The 18,459-nt window shown below is 69.5% G+C and carries 18 protein-coding genes; 14 read left to right on the top strand and 4 right to left on the bottom strand.

Annotated features, from left to right (window positions below; all coding sequences use genetic code 11):
• Positions 1-68: 68 nt before the first annotated feature.
• The 12 genes from glyA (at position 69) to AB0L89_RS09095 (ending at position 11,511) form a co-directional block, all read left to right on the top strand.
• The gene (gene glyA / locus AB0L89_RS09150) at positions 69-1,322 is read left to right on the top strand and encodes a serine hydroxymethyltransferase (RefSeq protein ID WP_365136708.1); all 1,254 of its coding nucleotides are present in this window, start codon (positions 69-71) and stop codon (positions 1,320-1,322) included.
• 130 nt (positions 1,323-1,452) lie between these two features.
• Entirely contained in the window at positions 1,453-2,817 is a 1,365-nt protein-coding gene (locus AB0L89_RS09145; protein ID WP_365136705.1) for an MraY family glycosyltransferase, read from the top strand.
• Between the two features lie 353 nt (positions 2,818-3,170).
• Entirely contained in the window at positions 3,171-3,584 is a 414-nt protein-coding gene (locus AB0L89_RS09140) for a hypothetical protein (protein ID WP_365136702.1), read from the top strand.
• A gap of 222 nt (positions 3,585-3,806) precedes the next feature.
• The gene (gene atpB / locus AB0L89_RS09135) at positions 3,807-4,616 is read left to right on the top strand and encodes a F0F1 ATP synthase subunit A (RefSeq protein ID WP_055696805.1); all 810 of its coding nucleotides are present in this window, start codon (positions 3,807-3,809) and stop codon (positions 4,614-4,616) included.
• A gap of 69 nt (positions 4,617-4,685) precedes the next feature.
• Positions 4,686-4,934 (top strand): ATP synthase subunit C, encoded by a 249-nt coding sequence (locus AB0L89_RS09130; RefSeq protein WP_030792134.1) that lies wholly within the window; start codon positions 4,686-4,688, stop codon positions 4,932-4,934.
• Between the two features lie 41 nt (positions 4,935-4,975).
• A complete protein-coding gene (locus tag AB0L89_RS09125) occupies positions 4,976-5,521 on the top strand; it encodes a F0F1 ATP synthase subunit B (RefSeq protein WP_362328818.1) in 546 nt (181 codons plus the stop codon).
• Positions 5,518-6,342 (top strand): F0F1 ATP synthase subunit delta, encoded by an 825-nt coding sequence (locus tag AB0L89_RS09120; protein WP_365136697.1) that lies wholly within the window; start codon positions 5,518-5,520, stop codon positions 6,340-6,342. The genes AB0L89_RS09125 and AB0L89_RS09120 overlap by 4 nt, the downstream gene beginning before the upstream one ends.
• 110 nt (positions 6,343-6,452) lie before the next feature.
• Entirely contained in the window at positions 6,453-8,045 is a 1,593-nt protein-coding gene (gene atpA, locus AB0L89_RS09115) for a F0F1 ATP synthase subunit alpha (protein ID WP_365136694.1), read from the top strand.
• 20 nt (positions 8,046-8,065) lie between these two features.
• Complete coding sequence (locus tag AB0L89_RS09110) at positions 8,066-8,983, top strand: F0F1 ATP synthase subunit gamma (RefSeq protein WP_365136691.1); 918 nt, start codon at positions 8,066-8,068, stop codon at positions 8,981-8,983.
• Entirely contained in the window at positions 8,983-10,425 is a 1,443-nt protein-coding gene (atpD, locus tag AB0L89_RS09105) for a F0F1 ATP synthase subunit beta (protein ID WP_365136688.1), read from the top strand. The genes AB0L89_RS09110 and atpD overlap by 1 nt, the downstream gene beginning before the upstream one ends.
• A gap of 132 nt (positions 10,426-10,557) precedes the next feature.
• A complete protein-coding gene (locus AB0L89_RS09100; RefSeq protein ID WP_055564402.1) occupies positions 10,558-10,932 on the top strand; it encodes a F0F1 ATP synthase subunit epsilon in 375 nt (124 codons plus the stop codon).
• Positions 10,933-11,061: 129 nt separating this feature from the next.
• Positions 11,062-11,511 (top strand): DUF2550 domain-containing protein, encoded by a 450-nt coding sequence (locus AB0L89_RS09095; protein WP_055696800.1) that lies wholly within the window; start codon positions 11,062-11,064, stop codon positions 11,509-11,511.
• An 82-nt stretch (positions 11,512-11,593) separates the two neighbouring features.
• Here the strand turns inward: AB0L89_RS09095 and AB0L89_RS09090 are convergent, their stop codons facing one another.
• The 3 genes from AB0L89_RS09090 to AB0L89_RS09080 form a co-directional block, all read right to left on the bottom strand.
• On the bottom strand, positions 11,594-13,429 hold the full coding sequence (locus AB0L89_RS09090; RefSeq protein ID WP_365137213.1) for a glycoside hydrolase family 18 chitinase: 1,836 nt from the start codon (positions 13,427-13,429) through the stop codon (positions 11,594-11,596).
• 268 nt (positions 13,430-13,697) lie between these two features.
• A complete protein-coding gene (locus AB0L89_RS09085; protein WP_365136685.1) occupies positions 13,698-14,348 on the bottom strand; it encodes a response regulator transcription factor in 651 nt (216 codons plus the stop codon).
• Positions 14,345-15,535: a histidine kinase gene (locus AB0L89_RS09080; protein WP_365136682.1), complete on the bottom strand. Its 1,191-nt coding sequence runs from the start codon at positions 15,533-15,535 to the stop codon at positions 14,345-14,347. Before AB0L89_RS09080 ends, AB0L89_RS09085 begins: the two co-directional genes overlap by 4 nt.
• Positions 15,536-15,748: 213 nt before the next feature.
• Here AB0L89_RS09080 and AB0L89_RS09075 point away from each other — a divergent pair, with 213 nt between their 5' ends.
• Entirely contained in the window at positions 15,749-16,336 is a 588-nt protein-coding gene (locus AB0L89_RS09075) for a hypothetical protein (RefSeq protein ID WP_365136679.1), read from the top strand.
• Between the two features lie 64 nt (positions 16,337-16,400).
• Positions 16,401-17,885, top strand: coding sequence for a M4 family metallopeptidase (locus tag AB0L89_RS09070; protein WP_365136676.1), 1,485 nt, complete (start codon positions 16,401-16,403; stop codon positions 17,883-17,885).
• Here AB0L89_RS09070 and AB0L89_RS09065 read toward each other — a convergent pair.
• A complete protein-coding gene (locus AB0L89_RS09065) occupies positions 17,882-18,454 on the bottom strand; it encodes a cob(I)yrinic acid a,c-diamide adenosyltransferase (protein ID WP_365136673.1) in 573 nt (190 codons plus the stop codon). The two genes, AB0L89_RS09070 and AB0L89_RS09065, sit on opposite strands and share 4 nt — an antisense overlap.
• Positions 18,455-18,459 lie beyond the last annotated feature (5 nt).

Genomic DNA, 18,459 nt, shown 5'->3' with positions numbered 1-18,459 from the left:
CGCGCGGGCCCGCCGCCACGGGCCTACATTGGATCTGAGGTCACCCCTGCGAGGCCCCGGAGCCCACGATGACGGTCAGCACGGCAGCCAGCCACGCCCCCGCGGCGTACACGGATCTCGACGCGCTGCGCCGACAGGACCCCGAACTCGCCGACGTCCTCGCCGGTGAGGCCGCCCGCCAGTGCGACGGGCTCCAGCTGATCGCGGCCGAGAACTTCACTTCGCCCGCCGTCCTCACCGCCCTCGGCTCCCCGCTCGCCAACAAGTACGCCGAGGGCTACCCCGGCGCGCGCCACCACGGCGGCTGCGAGCTGGTCGACGTCGCCGAGCGCATCGCCGTCGACCGGGCCAGGGCCCTCTTCGGCGCCGAACACGCCAACGTGCAGGCGCACTCCGGGTCCTCCGCGGTCCTCGCCGCGTACGCCGCGCTGCTGCGGCCCGGCGACACGGTCCTCGCGATGGGCCTGCCGCACGGCGGGCACCTCACGCACGGCTCGCCCGCGAACTTCTCCGGCAAGTGGTTCGACTTCGTCGGCTACGGCGTGGACCCCGAGAGCGGCCTCATCGACTACGACCAGGTGCACGCCCTGGCCCGCACCCACCGCCCCAAGGCGGTCGTCTGCGGCTCGATCTCCTATCCGCGCCACATCGACTACGCGGCCTTCCGGGAGATCGCCGACGACGTGGGGGCGTACCTCATCGCCGACGCGGCGCACCCGATGGGGCTGGTCGCCGGGGGAGCGGCGCCCAGCCCCGTGCCGCACGCCGACGTCGTCTGCGCCACCACGCACAAGGTCCTGCGCGGGCCCCGGGGCGGCCTCCTGCTGTGCGGCGCGGACCTCGCGGAGCGCATCGACCGGGCCGTCTTCCCCTTCACCCAGGGCGGCGCCCAGATGCACACCATCGCCGCCAAGGCCGTCGCGTTCGGCGAGGCGGCGACACCGGCGTTCACCGCGTACGCCCATCAGGTGGTCGCGAACGCGCGGCTGCTGGCGGAAGGGCTGGCCGCCGGCGGCTTCGCGATCACGACCGGCGGAACGGACACGCATCTGATTCTGGCCGATCCGGCACCCCTGGGAGTGGACGCGCACACCGCCCGCCGCCGGCTCGCGGCGGCCGGGATCGTCCTCGACGTGTGCGCCCTGCCGCACGGCGAGGCACGCGGCCTGCGCCTTGGTACGGCGGCGGTCACGACCCAGGGCATGACCGGCCCCGACATGGTGCGCGTCGCCGGCCTGCTGGTCGACGCGGTGCGCGAGGAGTCGCACGTACGAGAAGAGGTACGCGAACTGGTGGGAAGATTTCTGCCGTATCCGGGCTAGGACCGGGCAGGTGCGTCGGGAACCGGAGAGCACTCGTGCAACCATCGTCGCTACCCGGAAGTCCCCAACCGTATGCGCGCAAAGCTAGGGTGTGGGGCTGAGATGGCCAGCGAGACCTGTGGGGAAGCCCGTGCGTGAATACCTGCTGACGCTCTGCATCACGGCCGCGGTGACCTATTTGCTGACCGGCCCGGTGCGGAAGTTCGCGATCGTGGCCGGCGCGATGCCGGAAATCCGCGCTCGTGACGTACACCGGGAGCCCACGCCCCGGCTCGGCGGGATCGCGATGTTCTTCGGCCTGTGCGCGGGCCTCCTGGTCGCCGACCACCTGCCCAACCTGAACGCGGTCTTCGAGAACTCCAACGAACCGCGGGCGCTGCTCTCCGGAGCGGCGCTCATCTGGCTGATCGGCGTCCTCGACGACAAGTTCGAGATCGACGCGCTGATCAAGCTCGGCGCCCAGATGATCGCCGCGGGCGTCATGGTCATGCAGGGCCTGACGATCCTGTGGATCCCGGTGCCCGGCGTGGGCACGGTGTCGCTGACCTCGGGCCAGGGCACGCTGCTCACCGTCGCGCTCGTCGTCATCACCATCAACGCCGTCAACTTCGTCGACGGCCTCGACGGCCTCGCGGCGGGCATGGTCTGCATCGCCTCGGCGGCGTCCTTCATGTACGCGTACCGCATCTGGTACGGCTACGGCATCGAGGCCGCGGCCCCCGCCACCCTCTTCGCCGCCATCCTCATGGGCATGTGCCTGGGCTTCCTGCCGCACAACATGCACCCCGCCCGGATCTTCATGGGCGACTCCGGCTCGATGCTCATCGGCCTGATCCTGGCGGCGGGCGCGATCTCCGTCACCGGCCAGGTCGACCCGGCCGCGATGAAGCTGAACTTCGGCACCGGCCGCGATGCCACGCACGCGATGCTGCCGGTCTTCATCCCGCTCCTGATGCCGCTGACGATCATCGCCATCCCCTTCGCCGACCTGGTCCTCGCGATCGTGCGGCGCACCTGGAACGGCAAGTCGCCGTTCGCCGCCGACCGGGGCCACCTGCACCACCGGCTCCTGGAGATCGGCCACTCGCACAGCCGCGCGGTGCTGATCATGTACTTCTGGTCGGCGCTCATCGCCTTCGGCACGGTCGCGTACTCGGTGCACTCGACGAGCATGTGGATCCTGCTGCTCATCGTCGCGCTCAGCGCGGTCGGCCTCGTGCTGCTCCTGCTGCCGCGCTTCAGGCCGCGCATCCCGCGGTGGGCCGAGACCTTCGTGCCGCCGCGCTACCGGCGCAGCCAGGGCGGCACGGTCGCGGCGCGCGGCGGCGCGGGGACGACCTCCGGCGGGGCCGCCGCGGACACCGAGCGGACGGCGGCCGACGGGCGGACGCCGGCCGGTGCCGGGGCTCCGGCGCGCGAGCCGGTCGCCCTGAACCTGCACGGCAGCACCGCGCTGTCCGAGCGTGCCCGGGTCCGTTCGCACGAGCGTGAGTAGCGCGTGGCGGGGGAGCGGGAGGCTCCGTGGGGGCGCGCTTCGGTGCTGCTCAGCGCCGTCACCCGTCCGGGTGGCACCCCTCGGCCACTCTGTTCGACGGGAACCGCCCTCATGATCGACAAGGCCGAAAATCCGCTGTCATCCGTTGATCCATTCGTGTGACGGTCGGCACACTTTCGGGTAAAGACTGCATCAAATAGTTTGTGATACGGTTCACGAGAACCCGAGATATATTGAGGCGGCCCACGCGAGACCGGTCGCCCTGATGAGGTGCGCCTCGTCCGTGTCCGGGCCAGGTCCCGCTCGACGACCGCAATGCAACGTCCCCAAATTTCGCCGGAGGAGCTGCCGTCATGCAGTCCAACGACGCCCGCACTCTCCTTCACTGCGCCCTGCCCACCGCTGCCGCGGGCGTGGCGGGAGTCGCGGTCAGTGCCGCCGTGGCCGGTGGCAAGGGTGCGCTCGGCGCCACCTTCGGCATGCTTCTCGTCCTGCTCTTCATGGGCGGAGGCCTGGTGATCCTGCAGAGGAGCGCGCGCTCCTTCCCGCATCTGTTCCAGATGATGGGCCTGCTGGTCTACACCGTGCAGATTCTGTTGCTGATGGTCGTCCTGACGGCACTGCGCGGCACGTCCGCGTTCAACCACAAGGCCTTCGCGTTCACGCTCCTCGCCGCCACGTTGGTGTGGATCGGGGCGCAGCTGCGCGCCCACATGAAGGCCAAGGTTCTGTATGTGGAGCCGGAGTCGACCCGGGCGCAATCGTGACCTGTAGGGCCGACGTAAGGAGGCCTCTGCTCATTTGCTATGGTCTCGCCACAACTGCGGCAGAGCTGGCGCGGGCGGCAGCCGTGCCTGTGACGCCTTACGGCTCGGAGCCCAGCCGCCGCCCCCAAATCCGCAAGTCCAGTCCAGTGCCGTTCCGCGGACATCGACCGCGCCGACACATCGAGGTTGCCGTACCCATGCGCCACGTTGAAGGAGCTCGCGGTGAGTAACGCCCAGACGCTCGCCTTCGAGACCGATTGCCACATTTTTGAAGGGTGCGGTTTCCCGACCCCCGGCCTGCACTCCTTCCTCTTCGAGCCGATTTTCACCGTCGGTGGCATTGAGTTCAACAAGCCAATGCTGCTCGCGTTCCTGAGCTCGATCGTCGTCATCGGCTTCTTCTGGGCGGCTTTCAACAAGCCGAAGCTGATCCCCGGCAAGCTGCAGATGGTCGGCGAGGCCGGTTACGACTTCGTGCGGCGTGGGGTCGTCTACGAGACGCTCGGCAAGAAGGAGGGCGAGAAGTACGTCCCTCTCATGGTCTCGCTGTTCTTCTTCATCTGGATCATGAACATCTGGTCGATCGTTCCGTTCGCCCAGTTCCCGGTGACCTCCGTCATCGCCTTCCCGGCGGGACTCGCGGCCATCGTCTACATCCTTTGGGTAAGCCTGACCTTCAAGAGGCACGGCTTCGTCGGCGGCTTCAAGAACATCACCGGCTATGACCGCTCGCTCGGCCCGGTCTTCCCGATGGTCATGTTCTTCGAGTTCCTGTCGAACATGATCATCCGGCCCTTCACCCACGCGGTCCGGCTCTTCGCCAACATGTTCGCGGGGCATGTCCTGCTGGTGATCTTCACCATCGCGAGCTGGTACCTGCTGAACGGCATCGGCATCGCCTACGCGAGCGTCTCGTTCGTGATGGTCATCGTGATGACGATCTTCGAGCTGTTCATCCAGGCGCTCCAGGCCTACGTCTTCATCCTGCTGTCCTGCAGCTACATCCAGGGCGCGCTCGCCGAGCACCACTGAGCACGTTCCTCCCCCCGATTCATCCGGTGGCCAACCCCCACCGGCCCGTGAAAAGAAGGAAGTTACGGCATGTCCGCTCTCGAGACCCTCGCCGCGGTCAACATCCAGGGCAACTTCGGCGCGATCGGCTACGGCCTCGCCGCGATCGGCCCCGGCATCGGCGTCGGCGTCATCTTCGGTAACGGTACGCAGGCCCTCGCCCGTCAGCCCGAGGCCGCCGGCCTCATCCGCCAGAACCAGATCCTCGGCTTCGTGCTCTGTGAGGCCCTGGCGCTGATCGGTCTGGTCATGGGCTTCGTTTACCCGGTTCCTTCCTGACCCGGTCTCGTTGACGAGAAACTTCAACGGAAGGCACTGATGTGATCTCCCTGGTACAGCTGGCGTCGGAGGAGCCCCAAAACCCTCTGATTCCGCCGATCCCTGAGCTCGTCATCGGCCTGATCGCGTTCGTCATCGTCTTCGGTTTCTTCGCCAAGAAGTTCCTCCCGAACATCAACAAGGTTCTGGAAGAGCGTCGCGAAGCCATCGAGGGCGGTATCGAGAAGGCCGAGGCCGCGCAGACCGAGGCCCAGAGCGTGCTCGAGCAGTACAAGGCTCAGCTTGCCGAGGCTCGGCACGAGGCCGCGCGCCTGCGCCAGGAGGCGCAGGAGCAGGGCGCTCAGCTCATCGCCGAGATGCGGGCCGAGGGCCAGCGTCAGCGCGAGGAGATCGTCGCCGCCGGCCACGCGCAGATCGAGGCCGACCGCAAGGCCGCTGCTCAGTCGCTGCGTCAGGACGTGGGCCAGCTGGCCACCGACCTGGCCGGCAAGCTCGTCGGTGAGTCCCTCGAGGACCACGCCCGGCAGAGCCGCACCATCGACCGCTTCCTCGACGAGCTCGAGGAGAAGGCCGAGGCGGCTCGATGACAGCGCACGGAGCCAGCCGCGAGGCCCTGGCCGCCGCGCGCGAGCGCCTCGACGCACTGACGGACAGCACCTCGGTCGACGCCAAGCAGCTCGCGGACGAGCTCGCCGCCGTCACCGCGCTGCTCGGCCGTGAGGTCTCGCTGCGTCGGGTCCTGACCGACCCGGCGCAGTCCGGCGAGGCCAAGGCCGAGCTCGCGGGACGCCTGCTGGGCAACCAGGTGGGCGGCGCGACCGCCGACCTGGTGGCCGGCATGGTGCGCTCGCGCTGGTCGCGGTCGCGTGACCTGGTCGACGCCCTCGAGGTGCTCGCCAATGTCGCCGACCTGACCGGTGCGCAGAAGGCCGGCGTGCTGGACAACGTCGAGGACGAACTCTTCCGGTTCGGCCGAATCGTCTCTTCCAGCACCGAGCTGCGGGCCGCGCTCGTCGACCGCTCCGCCACCGGCAAGGCCAAGAGCGAGCTGCTGCGCAGCCTGCTCGGCGGTCGCGCCGAGGACGTCACGGAGCGGCTCATCGAGCGTCTTGTGACCGTGCCCCGTGGCCGTAGCCTGGAAGAGGGACTCGAGTCCCTCTCCAAGCTGGCTGCGGACCGTCGCAACCGCATGGTCGCCGTCGTCACTTCGGCCGTTCCGCTCACGGACCAGCAGAAGCAGCGTCTCGGCGCCGCCCTTGCCAAGGTGTACGGACGCCCGATGCACCTGAACCTCGACGTGGACCCCACGGTCCTCGGCGGGATCACGGTCAAGGTGGGCGACGAGGTCATCAACGGCAGCATCGCGGACCGCATCGAGGAAGCCGGCCGCCGCGTGGCCGGCCAGTAACTCAACAAGCATTACCGACGGCCCTAGTTGGGCCGTGCAGAGGATTCCTGGGGGTCGCCCCCAGACCCCCAAAGAAACTTCGGGCCCAACAAGGAGAGCAGGGAACCCAGATGGCGGAGCTCACGATCCGGCCGGAGGAGATCCGGGACGCGCTGGAGAACTTTGTCCAGGCGTACAAGCCGGACGCGGCCTCGCGCGAGGAGGTCGGTACGGTCACCCTTGCCGGCGACGGCATCGCGAAGGTCGAGGGCCTGCCCTCGGCCATGGCCAACGAGCTGCTGAAGTTCGAGGACGGGACCCTCGGTCTCGCGCTGAACCTGGAAGAGCGCGAGATCGGTTCGATCGTCCTCGGTGAGTTCAGCGGCATCGAGGAGGGCCAGTCGGTCAGCCGTACCGGCGAGGTGCTGTCGGTCGCCGTGGGCGAGGGCTACCTCGGCCGCGTCGTCGACCCGCTCGGCAACCCGATCGACGGCCTCGGCGAGATCGAGACCAGCGGTCGTCGCGCCCTCGAGCTGCAGGCCCCCACGGTCATGCAGCGCAAGTCGGTGCACGAGCCGATGGAGACCGGCTACAAGGCCGTCGACGCGATGACCCCGATCGGCCGTGGTCAGCGTCAGCTGATCATTGGTGACCGCCAGACCGGCAAGACCGCCCTGGCCGTCGACACGATCATCAACCAGCGCGACAACTGGCGCTCGGGCGACGTGAACAAGCAGGTCCGCTGCATCTACGTCGCCATCGGTCAGAAGGGCTCCACCATCGCCTCCGTGCGCGGTGCCCTGGAAGAGGCCGGCGCCCTGGAGTACACGACCATCGTCGCCGCCCCGGCGTCCGACCCGGCCGGCTTCAAGTACCTCGCGCCGTACACCGGCTCGGCCATCGGCCAGCAGTGGATGTACGAGGGCAAGCACGTCCTCATCGTCTTCGACGACCTCTCGAAGCAGGCCGACGCCTACCGCGCCGTGTCCCTGCTCCTCCGTCGCCCGCCGGGGCGCGAGGCCTACCCGGGTGACGTCTTCTACCTGCACTCCCGCCTCCTCGAGCGCTGCGCGAAGCTCTCGGACGAGATGGGCAAGGGCTCGATGACCGGTCTCCCGATCGTCGAGACGAAGGCGAACGACGTGTCGGCGTTCATCCCGACCAACGTCATCTCCATCACCGACGGCCAGTGCTTCCTGGAGTCGGACCTGTTCAACGCCGGTCAGCGCCCCGCGCTGAACGTCGGTATCTCCGTCTCCCGAGTCGGTGGTTCCGCGCAGCACAAGGCGATCCGTCAGGTGTCCGGCCGACTCCGCGTCGACCTCGCCCAGTTCCGTGAGCTGGAGGCGTTCGCCGCCTTCGGTTCCGACCTGGACGCCGCGTCGAAGGCGCAGCTGGAGCGCGGTCAGCGCATGGTCGAGCTGCTCAAGCAGGCGCAGTACGAGCCGATGGCGACCGAGGACCAGGTCGTGTCCGTGTGGTCCGGTACCACCGGCCGCATGGACGAGGTGCCGGTCAAGGACATCCGCCGCTTCGAGCGCGAGCTCCTGGAGTACCTGCACCGCAAGGAGCAGGGCCTCATGACCTCCATCAAGGAGGGCGGCAAGATGTCCGACGACACGATCACCGCCATCGGTGACGCCGTGGCGGAGTTCAAGAAGCAGTTCGAGACCTCGGACGGGAAGCTTCTCGGCGAGGACGCTCCGGCCGCCGCCGGTAAGTGACGACGGAAGGGACCTGACTCATGGGAGCCCAGCTCCGGGTCTATAAGCGTCGCATCAAATCCGTCACCGCGACCAAGAAGATCACCAAGGCGATGGAGATGATCGCCGCCTCGCGTGTCGTCAAGGCGCAGCGCAAGGTGACGGCTTCCACGCCGTACGCGACCGAGCTCACCCGCGCGGTCTCGGCGGTCGGCACCGGCTCGAACACCAAGCACCCGCTGACGACCGACGCGGAGAACCCGACCCGTTCCGCGGTCCTGCTCCTCACGAGCGACCGCGGTCTGGCCGGCGCCTTCAACTCCAACGCCATCAAGGCCGCCGAGCAGCTCACCGAGCAGCTCGAGGCCGAGGGCAAGGAGGTCGTCACGTACATCGTCGGCCGCCGTGGTCTGGCCCACTACAACTTCCGCGAGCGCAAGGTCGCGGAGTCGTGGTCGGGCTTCACCGACGAGCCGACGTACGCGGACGCCAAGAAGGTCGCGGTGCCGCTGATCGAGGCCATCGAGAAGGAGACGGCGGAGGGCGGTGTGGACGAGCTCCACATCGTGTACACCGAGTTCGTCTCGATGATGACGCAGACGGCCACCGACAGCCGGCTGCTGCCGCTCAGCCTCGAAGAGGTCGCGGAAGAGGCGCCCGCCAAGGGCGAACTCCTTCCGCTGTACGACTTCGAGCCGTCGGCGGAGGACGTCCTCGACGCCCTTCTGCCGCGCTACGTCGAGAGCCGTATCTACAACGCGATGCTCCAGTCGGCTGCTTCCAAGCACGCCGCCACGCGCCGCGCGATGAAGTCGGCCACCGACAACGCCGGGGATCTGATCAACAGCCTCTCCCGGCTTGCCAACGCGGCCCGCCAGGCCGAAATCACCCAGGAAATCAGCGAGATCGTCGGCGGCACCGCAGCCCTGGCCGACGCGACCGCGGGGAGTGACAAGTAATGACGACCACTGTTGAGACGGCCGTTGCCACGGGCCGCGTCGCCCGGGTCATCGGCCCGGTCGTCGACGTGGAGTTCCCCGTCGACGCGATGCCGGACATCTACAACGCGCTGCACGTCGAGGTCGACGACCCGTCGACCGAGGGTGCGAAGAAGACGCTGACCCTCGAGGTCGCCCAGCACCTGGGCGACGGCGTGGTCCGCGCGATCTCGATGCAGCCCACCGACGGCCTGGTCCGCCAGGCTCCGGTCACCGACACCGGCACGGGCATCTCGGTGCCGGTCGGCGACGTGACCAAGGGCCGCGTCTTCAACACCCTGGGCGAGGTGCTCAACGACGACCCGTCCACGGTCGCCGACTCCGAGCGCTGGACGATCCACCGCAAGGCCCCGGCCTTCGACCAGCTCGAGTCCAAGACCGAGATGTTCGAGACCGGCCTGAAGGTCGTCGACCTCCTCACCCCGTACGTCAAGGGTGGAAAGATCGGTCTGTTCGGTGGTGCCGGTGTCGGCAAGACCGTGCTGATCCAGGAAATGATCGTCCGTGTGGCCAAGCTGCACGACGGTGTCTCCGTCTTCGCCGGTGTCGGCGAGCGCACCCGTGAGGGCAACGACCTCATGGTCGAGATGGAGGAAGCCGGCGTTCTGGACAAGACCGCGCTGGTCTTCGGCCAGATGGACGAGCCGCCGGGCACGCGTCTGCGCGTCGCCCTGGCCGGTCTGACCATGGCGGAGTACTTCCGCGATGTGCAGAAGCAGGACGTGCTGTTCTTCATCGACAACATCTTCCGCTTCACGCAGGCCGGTTCCGAGGTCTCGACCCTGCTCGGCCGTATGCCCTCCGCGGTGGGCTACCAGCCGAACCTGGCCGACGAGATGGGTCTCCTCCAGGAGCGCATCACCTCGACCCGTGGTCACTCGATCACCTCGATGCAGGCGATCTACGTCCCCGCGGACGACCTGACCGACCCGGCCCCGGCCACCACCTTCGCCCACCTCGACGCGACGACGGTTCTCTCCCGTCCGATCTCCGAGAAGGGCATCTACCCGGCCGTGGACCCGCTGGACTCCACGTCCCGCATCCTGGACCCGCGCTACATCGCGCAGGACCACTACGACGCCGCCATGCGCGTCAAGGGAATCCTGCAGAAGTACAAGGACCTCCAGGACATCATCGCGATCCTCGGTATCGACGAGCTCAGCGAAGAGGACAAGCTCGTCGTCGCCCGTGCCCGTCGCGTGGAGCGCTTCCTGTCCCAGAACACCCACGCCGCCAAGCAGTTCACCGGCGTGGACGGTTCGGACGTGTCCCTCGACGAGTCGATCGCGGCCTTCAACGCGATCTGCGACGGCGAGTACGACCACTTCCCGGAGCAGGCCTTCTTCATGTGCGGTGGTCTCGACGACCTCAAGAAGAACGCCAAGGAGCTCGGCGTCTCCTGAGCCCAGTAGCTCTCATCGGAGAGGGGCGGGTGCACCCCGCGCAGGGGCCGTGTCCCGCCCCTCTTCGTACGCCCACTAGAATTTGACCCAACACCCGGCTGAACCGCCGGGTGGTGACCCGAGGAGCCACCCTTGGCTGCTGAGCTGCATGTCGAGCTGGTCGCAGCGGACCGCAGTGTCTGGTCCGGTGAGGCCACCCTGGTCGTCGCGCGTACTACGTCCGGCGACATCGGCGTCATGCCCGGTCACCAGCCGCTGCTCGGTGTGCTGGAGTCGGGCCCGGTGACCATTCGTACGAGCGACGGCGGCACGGTCGTCGCCGCTGTCCACGGCGGATTCATTTCCTTCGCGGACGACAAGCTGTCGCTGCTGGCCGAGATCGCGGAGCTGTCCGACGAGATCGACGTCCAGCGTGCGGAGCGGGCGCTGGAGCGCGCGAAGTCGGAGGCCGACGCCTCCGCGGAGCGGCGCGCCGACGTCCGACTGCGTGCGGTGGCGACGCGCTGACCCCAGCGCGCGGCGTAACGTGACTCAGCCGCGGCCAGGTCCGGGAACAAAACCGGACCGGGTCGCGGCTGAGGCAATGCGGGTGCAATGTAGTGGTCCGTTTTCGAAGAGGCGAGGAGGTCGGTGCCGATGATCCTCACTCTGCTCGTGTGCGGACTTGCTGTGATCGCGCTGGTGTTGGTGGGACTCTTCGTCTTCGGGCTGCGCCGCCGGCTGATCCAGCGGTCCGGGGGGACCTTCGACTGCAGCCTGCGCTGGAACGCCCCGGAGAAGGGCGACACCTCCGGCAAGGGCTGGGGCTACGGAGTCGCCCGCTACAACGGTGACCGGATCGAGTGGTTCCGTGTCTTCTCGTACGCTCCCCGGCCGCGCCGGGTTCTCGAGCGTTCGGCCATCGAGGTCGTCGACCGTCGCGCACCCGACGGCGAGGAGGAACTGGCCCTGCTCTCCGACGCCATCGTCCTGGGCTGTCTGCACCGGGGCGTCCGCCTCGAACTGGCGATGAGCGAGGACGCGCTCACGGGTTTCCTGGCCTGGCTGGAGGCGGCGCCTCCGGGGCAGCGGGTGAACGTGGCGTAGTCGCCGTACGGCATGAAGAAGCCGGGGGAGACAGGGGGCGATCCTGTCTCCCCCGGCTTCGTTCGGGGGGGGGGCGTACGGGCTACTTGAGCCCGTCGTTGATCGCGCTCACCAACTCACCGTTGGCCGTGTCACCGCTGAACTCCCAGAAGAACGCGCCGCCGAGGCCCTGGTTCTTGGCCCAGGTCATCTTGGCGCGGACCGTGGCCGGGGTGTCGTAGGACCACCAGTTGGTGCCGCAGTGGGCGTAGGCCGTGCCGGCGACGGTGCCGTTGGACGGGCAGGAGTTCTTGAGGACCTTGTAGTCCTCGATGCCCGCCTCGTACGTACCGGGCGCCGCGCCGGTCGCCGTGCCGCCCGGCTCCTTCTGGGTGACGCCGGTCCAGCCGCGGCCGTAGAAGCCGATGCCGAGCAGGAGCTTGGCCGAGGGCACGCCCTTGGCCTTCAGCTTGGCGATGGCGTCGGCCGAGTTGAAGCCCTCCTGCGGGATGCCCGCGTAGGACGTGAGCGGGGAGTGCGGGGCCGTCGGGCCCTTGGCCGCCCAGGCGCCGAAGAAGTCGTACGTCATGACGTTGTACCAGTCGGCGTACTGCGCGGCGCCGCCGTAGTCGGCGGAGTCGATCTTGCCGCCGTTGGAGGCGTCGGCGGTGATGGCGGCCGTGACGAGGTTCTTGGCGCCGAACTCGTTGCGGAACGCCTGCATCATGTTCTTGAAGACGGCCGGGCCCGAGGTGTCACAGGACAGGCCGCAGGCGTTGGGGTACTCCCAGTCCAGGTCGATGCCGTCGAAGACGTCGGCCCAGCGCGGGTCCTCGACCAGGTCGTGACAGGACTTCGCGAAGGCCGCCGGGTTCTTCATGGCGTCGGTGAAGCCGCCGGACCAGGTCCAGCCGCCGAAGGACCAGAGGATCTTGATGTTGGGGTACTTGGCCTTGAGCTTGCGCAGCTGGTTGAAGTTGCCGCGCAGGGGCTGGTCCCAGGTGTCGGCGACGCCGTCGACGGACTGGTCGGCGGTGTAGGCCTTGTCGGTCGCCGCGTAGGCGTCGCCCATGGTGCACTTGCCGCCCTGGACGTTGCCGAAGCTGTAGTTGATGTGCGTGATCTTGTCGGCCGAGCCGGAGGTCGCGATGTTCTTCGCGTGGTAGTTGCGCTGGTAGACGCCCCACTCCGTGAAGTAGCCGAGCTTGACCTTGTCGCCGGGGCCGGGACCCGGGTCAGTGCCGCCCTCGGTGCGGACCTTGACGGCGCCGCTGGCGGGTCCTGTCTGGTCGGCGGTGTCGCGGGCCTGGACCGTGTACGAGTAGTCGGTGCCGGCGGTGAGGCCGGAGTCGGCGTACGTGGTGCCGGTGACCGTGGCGACCTTCGCGCCGTCGCGCAGCACGTCGTAGTTCTTGACGCCCTTGTCGTCGGTGGCGGCCTTCCAGTCGAGCTTCACCGAGGTCTTGGTGATCTCGGAGGCGACCGGGGTGCCGGGGGCCGAGGGCGGGTTGTCGCCGGGGACGCTGCCGCCGTCACAGCTGCCGCCGTTCAGGGTGCACTTGGACGGGGCGCCGGGGCCGGTGCCGTTGAAGCCGAAGGAGACCGAGGCGCCGGGGGCGAGCGTCCCGTTCCAGCCGAGGTTCTTGCCGGTCCAGCGGGTGCCGGAGTTGGTGACGGTGGCGTCCCACGCCGAGGTCACCTTGGTGTCGGCGGGGAAGTCCCACTGGACGTTCCAGGAGCTGAGCGTGGTGGTGCCGGTGTTCTTGATGGTCCACTTGCCCTCGAAGCCGTTGCCCCAGTCCTGGGTCTTGGCGTACGTGGCGGTGGCCTCCGGGGCCGCTTCGGGGGCCGCTTCCGCGCTGCCGCCGAGGGCGACCAGCGTGGCGAGCGGGAGCAGCAGGGTGGTGACTCCCGCCACCGCTCTGTGTCTGAATCCGATTCTCGAACGTGCCTTGCTCTTCGTGAAGCGCACGGAGTGCTCCTCGGGTGAGTTCCGGGGGTTAGGGGTGGGACCCTGCGCCGCCCGTGAGCACGTGGACACGTGGGGGAGTGCTCACCGCAGTGCGGTGAGAATAGAAAGGTCTGGACCAGCGGTCAAGAGGTCTGAACCAATGGCCGAATTGTGTTCCTCTGGTGCCCCATGCGCCCCTCGCGGACACCGTCGCGAGCCGGGACCGGCCTTCTCGGGTGCCCGATCCGGCCGCGTTTCAGATGCCCAACTCCTGTGCGAGCACGGCCGCCTGGACCCGGCTGCGCAGCTCCAGCTTCCCCAGCATCCGGCTCACGTGCGTCTTCACCGTCGCCTCCGCCATGGTCAGGCGGGCCGCGATCTCCGCGTTCGACAGGCCCTCGCCGATGCAGGAGAGCACCTCGCGCTCGCGCCGCGTCAGGCTGTCGACGACGGCCGGGTCCGGCGCGTTCTCCCTGCGTACGGCCTGTACGGGCGCGGCGAACTCGGCGATCAGGCGGCGGGTGACGGCCGGGGCGATCAGGCCCTCGCCGCGCGCCACCGTGCGCACGCCCTCGATGAGGTCCTTGGCCTCGGTGTTCTTCAGGAGGAAGCCGGACGCGCCCGCGCGCAGCGCCCCGAACACGTACTCGTCGAGGTCGAAGGTGGTCAGGACGAGGACGTCCGCAAGCCCCTCGGAGACGACCTGGCGCGTTGCCGACACCCCGTCCAGGCGCGGCATCTGAATGTCCATCAGGACCAGGTCGGGGCGGAGCTCGCGGGCGAGCGCGACGGCCTGCTCGCCGTCCGACGCCTCGCCGACCACCTCGATGTCGGACGCGCTGCGCAGGATCAGCACGAGTCCCGCGCGCACGGCTGACTGGTCTTCGGCGACAAGCACCCGGATCATTCCTTGGCTCCTTCGTCTGCGGGGTCGACGGGCAGGGTCGCGAAGACGCTCCACACCTTGCCGCCGTGGCTGCTCTCGGGGCCCGCCTCGAAGGTGCCGCCGAGCAGTTCGGTGCGCTCGCGCATGCCGACGACGCCGGCGCCCGAGCCGGGCGCGCGGGGCCCCGACGGATCTCCGTAGGGACTGGTCACGCTGATGATCAGGGCGCGCGGCTCCTGGACCAGGGTCACGGAGACGAGGCCGGGCGAGGCGTGCTTGAGCGCGTTCGTCAGGGATTCCTGGACGATGCGGTACGCCGCGAGCTCGACCGGCGCTGGCAGCTTCGGTCCGTCCGTGGGGCGGGCGTCGTCCAGCGTGACGTCGAGGCCGTTGGTGCGGGCGCCCGCGATCAGCGCGCCGAGGCCGTCGAGGGTGGGCGCGGCGGTCGGCTCCAGGTCGCCGCTGTCGGAGCGCAGGATGCCGATGAGGCGGCGCATCTCGGCCAGCCCCTCGACGCTGTTCTCGCGGATGACGGCGAGCGCCTCCTTGCTGGTCTCGGGGTTGTCCAGGGAGAGCGCGGCCGTGGAGTGGATGGCGATCGCCGAGAGGTGGTTGGCCACCATGTCGTGCAGTTCGCGGGCCATCCGGGCGCGCTCGGCCACGACGGCCTGGACGCGGTCCATCTCGGCGAGCAGCGCGGTCTGCTCGGCCCGCAGCTTGGCGGCCTCGGTGGCCTCGCGGTGGTTGCGCACGAGGACGCCCGTGGTGGCGGGTCCGAAGGAGACCACGCCGGTGAGGACGCCGATGAGGACGGCCTCCGGCTTCTGGAACCAGGCCACGAAGCCGATGGTGACCGCGACCGACACCAGGCCCGTGGTCACCGGGATGCGGCGGGCGGCGGCCGGGGTGCCGTACACGACCGCCGCGTACACGAGGTCCGTGAACATCATCAGCGACGCGAGGTTGCCCTCGGTGAACTGGTCGGCGACCAGCGCGAGCGTGCCGAAGGCCAGGGCGACCTGGGGCGCCGTCCTGCGCACCAGCTCCAGACAGGCGAGGACGAACAGCGGGATCAGGGCCCAGGTGGCGTCCAGCAGGCGGCCCGGCGAGCTGTGCAGACCGAGCGCCCACAGCACGAGCCCGCAGAACAGGCTGACCGCGGCGATGGAGACGTCGACGCGGTGCGGGCGGGGCAGGGACAGGGCCATGCCCCCATCCAACACGGTCCGCCGGGCCGACTGCCTGGTCCTGGGGGAGGAACCGGCCCTTGGCGAGTACATCGAACTGCCTACCGCGGCCGTGGCACGGGCGCGGCTACATCGAAGGATGCAGTCCCACTTCGTCACTGACGACGACGATTCAGGACCGGTGCGACGCGAGCCTTGAAGGGTGATCGAGAAAGCGAACCAGAGGAGCGAGCCGTGGTCGTCGCGCTGATCGTCATCTGCGAGGTGGGCTTCTGGGTCCTGCTGGCCGCCGGCCTCGCCACCCGCTATCTGCTGCGGATGCCGCGGCTGGGCGCCGCCATCCTGCTGTGCGAGCCGCTCCTTGAGGTCCTGCTCCTGGTGGTCACCGCCGTCGACCTGAAGAACGGCGCCGACCCGAGCTGGAAGCACGGCCTCGCCGCGGTGTACATCGGCTACACCGTGGGCCACGGCCACCGCACGGTGAAGTGGCTCGACGGCCACGCCGCCCACCGCTTCCAGGGCACTCCGGTGCCGCGCCCGCCGCGCTACGGACGGCCCCGGGCCCTGCACGAGGCCAAGGTCTGGCTCGGCACGGTCGTCGCGGCGGCCGTCGCGAGCGGGCTGCTCCTGATCGCCATGTGGTACGTCGACGACCCGAGCCGCACGTCGTCCCTGGAGAGCTGGATGTACACGGCCTGGCGGGCGGCGGGCATCCACGGCCTCATCGCGCTCAGCTACACGCTGTTCCCGAAGAAGGCCCCGGCGGACGAGTCCGGGAAGTCCGGGGACGCCGAGCGCCGGGACTCCCTGACCAAGCTCTGACCGAGCCGGGGAACGTCGTGCGCGGACCCTGGCCGAACGCCCGCGCCTGCCCCACCATGCGTCCATGGACAGCACGCTGCTGGCCGCGCTCATCGCGACCGCGGGGGCCGGCGCCGTCGCGGGGCTCGGGGCGTGGCTGCGGACCCGGGCGAGCGTACGGACGGCCGCCCGGCTGATCTACGCCGAGCTGACGCTGGACAGCGCCGCCGTCGCGTACTTCCGCCGCACCGGCCACTGGGTGGTCCCGAGCCTCACCCGGGAGGCGTGGAACAGCCACGGCGCCGCGCTCGCCCACCACCGCGACAGCGCGTCCTTCGAGGCGGTGCACCGCGGCTACCAGGCCCTGGAGATCGTGCCGTTCCTGGCCAACGGCCGGCTCACACCGGCCGACCGCGACCAGTGGCTGCGGGCCGAGACCGGGCGTCTGGTCGCCGCGATCAAGGAGGTCGGGGCCATGGCGGGGATGCCGAAGGACCGGGTCGCGGTCTGGACGACGTTCCTGGCGGGCACCGACGGCTCCCCGCCCCTGCTCCCCAACCCGCTGCTCACCGGCATCGGCGCGCTGCCGCTCCTGGAACGGATGGCCGAGGGCACGGCGCCGCCCCTGACGTACGACGGGCCCGGTCTGGTGCTGCGCGAGGGCGCGGTCGAGCCGCTGCCCGGCGCGCGGGACGTGGAACGGGTCGAGCAGATCGTCTTCGACGCGGGCGGCGGCAAGGAGCAGGACGGGCTGCCCGCGGTCCGCTGGACCGGGCGGCCGCCGACGGGCGACGCCGCCGTCGACGAGGCGTACGACGGACTGGTGGCGGCCACCCGGTTCGTGCGCGAGGTGCTGGGGCGCGCGGAGGTGACGGTGGCGGGCCGCGCGACCGCGGCGGTCGTCCACTTCGACCGGGACCTCAACAACGCCTGGTGGAACGGCGCCGTCCTGGTCCTGGGGGACGGCGACGGCGAACTCTTCGGGCGCTTCACACAGTGCCTGGACGTGGTCGGCGCCGAGGTGTGGCGCGGGCTGCCGGAGATCATGAGGTTCTCCTACGAGGGAGAGAACGGCGCGCTCGGCACCTCGCTGTGCGACGTGTTCGGCGTGCTGATCAAGCAGTACGCGCTGGGGCAGGCCGTGGCGGAGGAGGCCGGCTGGGTCCTGGGGGAGGGGCTGCTCGGGCCCCGTGTGGAGGGCGTCGGGATGCGGTCCCTGAAGGCGCCGGGCACGGCGTACGACGACGACACCCTCGGCAAGGACCCGCAGCCGGCGCACATGGACGGCTATGTGCGCACCGGCCGGGACAACGGCGGCATCCACATCAACAACGGCATCCCCAACCACGCCTTCTACCGCCTCGCGGTCGCTCTGGGCGGTCCCGCCTGGGAGCGGGCGGGCCTCATCTGGTGGGACGCCCTCACCGGCGGAGAAGCGGGCGAGGAGACCCGCTTCGCCGGCTTCGCCCGGCTGACACTGCGGGCGGCGCGGGAGCGCTACGGCGCGGACGGCGCGGAGTGCCGGGCCGTCCGCGCGGCCTGGACGGCCGTCGGGATCGAGCCCGGCTAGCGCTCGCCGCCCGGCACCCACAGCACGTCGCCGACCTCCTTGTTGGCCGCCCTCGCCAGGATGAACAGGAGGTCGGAGAGGCGGTTGAGGTAGGTGGCGGTGAGGGGGTTCATGACCTCCCCGTGCACCTCGAAGGCCGCCCACGTCGAGCGCTCGGCCCGGCGCACCACCGTGCACGCCTGGTGCAGCAGCGCGGCGCCCGGGGTGCCGCCCGGCAGGATGAAGCTGCGCAGCTTCTCCAGCTGTTCGAGGAAGCGGTCGCAGTCGGCCTCCAGCTTGTCGACGTAGGCCTGCTCGACGCGCAGCGGCGGGTACTCGGGGTTCTCGACGACGGGTGTGGAGAGGTCGGCGCCCACGTCGAAGAGGTCGTTCTGGACCCGGACGAGGACCTTCACGACCTCCGCGTCGAGGTTCCCGAGCGCGATGGCCGAGCCGATGGCCGCGTTGGCCTCGTTGGCGTCGGCGTACGCGGCGATCCGCAGATCGGTCTTGGCGGTGCGGCTCATGTCCCCGAGGGCCGTCGTCCCCTGGTCGCCGGTCCTGGTGTAGATGCGCGTCAGATTGACCATGCGGC

It is taken from the genome of Streptomyces sp. NPDC052114, from assembly GCF_040680155.1.
In the GTDB taxonomy this organism is placed as follows: domain Bacteria; phylum Actinomycetota; class Actinomycetes; order Streptomycetales; family Streptomycetaceae; genus Streptomyces.
Note: the sequence above shows the minus strand (reverse complement) of the source record. Positions and strands in the feature narration are given on the sequence as shown.

Coding starts and splice junctions, on each gene's coding strand:
- AB0L89_RS09070 (WP_365136676.1), top strand. CDS start 16,401: ATGGACAGCACGCTGCTGGCCGCGCTCATCGCGACCGCGGGGGCCGGC.
- AB0L89_RS09110 (WP_365136691.1), top strand. CDS start 8,066: ATGGGAGCCCAGCTCCGGGTCTATAAGCGTCGCATCAAATCCGTCACC.
- AB0L89_RS09130 (WP_030792134.1), top strand. CDS start 4,686: ATGTCCGCTCTCGAGACCCTCGCCGCGGTCAACATCCAGGGCAACTTC.
- AB0L89_RS09065 (WP_365136673.1), bottom strand. CDS start 18,454: ATGGTCAATCTGACGCGCATCTACACCAGGACCGGCGACCAGGGGACG.
- AB0L89_RS09095 (WP_055696800.1), top strand. CDS start 11,062: ATGATCCTCACTCTGCTCGTGTGCGGACTTGCTGTGATCGCGCTGGTG.
- atpD (WP_365136688.1), top strand. CDS start 8,983: ATGACGACCACTGTTGAGACGGCCGTTGCCACGGGCCGCGTCGCCCGG.
- glyA (WP_365136708.1), top strand. CDS start 69: ATGACGGTCAGCACGGCAGCCAGCCACGCCCCCGCGGCGTACACGGAT.
- AB0L89_RS09080 (WP_365136682.1), bottom strand. CDS start 15,535: ATGGCCCTGTCCCTGCCCCGCCCGCACCGCGTCGACGTCTCCATCGCC.
- AB0L89_RS09120 (WP_365136697.1), top strand. CDS start 5,518: ATGACAGCGCACGGAGCCAGCCGCGAGGCCCTGGCCGCCGCGCGCGAG.
- atpA (WP_365136694.1), top strand. CDS start 6,453: ATGGCGGAGCTCACGATCCGGCCGGAGGAGATCCGGGACGCGCTGGAG.
- AB0L89_RS09140 (WP_365136702.1), top strand. CDS start 3,171: ATGCAGTCCAACGACGCCCGCACTCTCCTTCACTGCGCCCTGCCCACC.
- AB0L89_RS09085 (WP_365136685.1), bottom strand. CDS start 14,348: ATGATCCGGGTGCTTGTCGCCGAAGACCAGTCAGCCGTGCGCGCGGGA.